Origin of the sequence: Aquimarina longa SW024, assembly GCF_001401755.1 — a bacterium.
GTDB classification, from domain to species: domain Bacteria; phylum Bacteroidota; class Bacteroidia; order Flavobacteriales; family Flavobacteriaceae; genus Aquimarina; species Aquimarina longa.
The window spans coordinates 1-2,973 of the sequence record NZ_AVQK01000078.1; the positions used below are offsets into that span (position 1 = coordinate 1).

The 2,973-nt window shown below is 37.0% G+C and carries 1 protein-coding gene; it reads left to right on the forward strand.

Features of this window, described 5'->3' with window-relative positions; translation table 11 throughout:
• Positions 1-2,973 (forward strand): non-ribosomal peptide synthetase (locus tag N456_RS08870; RefSeq protein WP_148639264.1); only part of this gene is annotated, 2,973 nt, incomplete at both ends.

A 2,973-nucleotide genomic window follows, 5' to 3' on the forward strand; every position in this document is an offset into this window, starting at 1 on the left:
GTTCCTTTATCATTTAGCCAAGAGCGTCTATGGTTTATCGATCAGTTAGAAGGCAGTGTTGCCTATCATATGCCGATTGTGTTACAATTAGAAGGCGCATTGGATATCGATGTACTACGAGAAAGTTTACAATCGATTATTTCTCGTCATGAGGTTTTACGTAGCGTCATTCATTCTACTGATGGAGTAGGCTACCAAGAGGTTTTGCCATCTTCTGATTGGGATCTAAGTATAGTTTCATTAGAAGAATGTGATTTAGAGGCTTCATTATCCTCATTTATAGCAAGTCCATTTGATTTGTCCTCAGATTATATGTTACGTATGTGTTTATATGATTTGGGCTCATCTCGTTATGTTTTAGCAGGTGTTTTTCATCACATCTCTAGTGATGGATGGTCTAATGGTATTTTGGTAAACGAGTTTGTAAGTTTCTATAGTTCATTAAAAACAGGTAGCGAAGCCTCTTTACCTGTTTTACCAATTCAGTATTCTGATTATGCAATCTGGCAACGTAAGTATCTAGAAGGTTCTGTTTTAGAAGAACAATTATCATATTGGGAGGATCAGTTATCGGGTCATAGTTATTTAGAATTACCTACAGATTATGCTCGTCCCTCGATACAGAGTAGTAAGGGGCATACATTATCGTATCAATTACCAGCATCGTTAAGTGCAGACCTCTCAGCGATGAGTAAATCAGAAGGGGTTACCCTTTTTATGCTGTTGTTAGGTGCCTTTAAGGTTTTGTTATATAAATATAGTGGTCAGGAAGATATCTGTGTTGGTACCCCTATTGCTAATAGGACTCAGCGCGAGTTAGAAGGTATGATTGGTTTTTTTGTCAATACATTAGCCCTACGGAGTTCATTAAATCCAGAAGCTACATTTAGTTGTTTTCTGAAGGATTTAAAAAACACTACTCTGAGTGCTTATGATCATCAATCTGCTCCATTCGAAAAAGTTGTAGATCGCGTTGTTCAGACTCGAGATATGAGTAGGAGTGCCTTGTTTCAGGTAATGTTTGAGCTACAGAATGCGCCTACAGACGGTGCTATCTCTTTAGAAGATTTGAGTTTATCTCCCTATTATTTTGAGAACACGACATCACAGTTTGATATAACGATGACTGCTTCAGAGACTCCGTCAGGTATTAGTCTAGAAGTAGAATACTGTACAGATTTATTTAAGGAGTCGAGTATTTTACGATTATTAGATCATTATCAGGAGTTATTAGGCAATATTGTTTCTAATATAGATACACCCTTAGGAAGGTTATCAATGCTTACCGATGCAGAGGAACATCTTTTATTAGAAGATTTTAATTCGACTTCTGTTAGTTATCCATTAGAAGATGGTTTTGTAGAATTATTTAAGCGTCAAGTTTTAGATTCTCCTGATGCAATCGCAGGTATTTTTGAAGATCAGAGTATCAGTTATCAAGAATTAGATTCTCGATCTAATCAGGTAGCTCATTACCTCCATTCACAAGGCATCGTTTCTGATGATATGATAGGTATTTGCTTAGATCGTTCCTTAGAGATGTTGATTGGTATTATTGGTATCTTAAAATCAGGTGGTTGCTATGTGCCTATCAAGCCAGATTATCCAGCGTCTCGTATCGCATACATTTTAGGTGATATTTCTAGTAATGTTATCATTACAGATGTGGGCAGTGAATGCCTTTTTTCAGAGTTTGATTTAGAGGTTTTGGTTTTGGGGTCTTCATCTGCTGTTTTAGAGGAATATCCTGATAGTGATTTAGGAATTGTTATTCCATCAGATTCCTTGTCCTACGTTATTTACACTTCGGGTAGTACAGGAGTTCCTAAAGGAGCTATGATTGAACATGCCGGTATGCTTAATCATTTACTATTGATGATTGATTATTTGGATATGGATAGCAGTAGTGTAGTTGCATTTACAGCACCATTTACCTTTGATATTTCAGTATGGCAGTTATTAAGTAGTGTATTATGTGGGGGACATATTGTTATTTATAGTGAAGATCAGATTATAGACTCGTTAGGCTTTAAAGATCGTATATATGATGATGCTATTACTATTTTACAACTAGTCCCCTCGTATATCTCAGGGTTATTAGAGATCGATAGTGTTAAGGGTTTAGATAAGTTATCCCATTTTCTAGTTACCGGAGAGGCGGTTTCAGTATCGCTTCTTAGTCGGTGGTTTGCTAGTTATCCAGATATTCCTGTAGTTAATGCTTATGGACCTACAGAGGCATCTGATGATGTGAGTTTACATTTGTTAGAAGAAGTTCCTAGTAATGCTACAGTTTCTATAGGTAAGCCTGTATCGAATCTTCGATTATATGTAGTTGATTGTACAGGTTGTCTTTGTCCTGTAGGAGTTATGGGGGAGTTATGGGTTTCAGGTATAGGTGTTGGAAGAGGCTATGTTAATGATCCGGTGAAGACAGCCTTATCCTTTGATATTGATCCCTTTGTAGAGGATTCTAGTCGTTTGTATAAGACAGGAGATTTAGCTCGTTGGCTTAGTGATGGTAGTTTAGAGTTTTTAGGAAGAAAGGACGATCAAGTAAAGATTCGAGGTCATCGAATAGAATTAGGAGAGATCGAAAATGTATTATCTGATTCCTTAGGAGTGTTGAGTTGTTGTGTTTTAGCCAAAGAGGATGCATTAGGGAATCACCGATTAGTGGGTTATGTAGCATGTACAGATACTTTTGATAAGCAGGATACTCAGGCGTATTTGCAGACTCGTTTACCAGAGTATATGGTTCCATTGTTATGGGTAACGTTAGATGAGATGCCATTGACATCACATGGTAAGATTGATAAAAAGGCATTACCAGATCCAGATATGTCAGAGTTATCGAGTAGTATTTATGTAGCTGCTAGTACAGATATAGAGAAAGAGTTAGTTACAATCTGGCAAGAGTTATTAGGAGTAGAACAAGTAGGAGTACATGATAATTTCTTTGAGTTAGGAGGA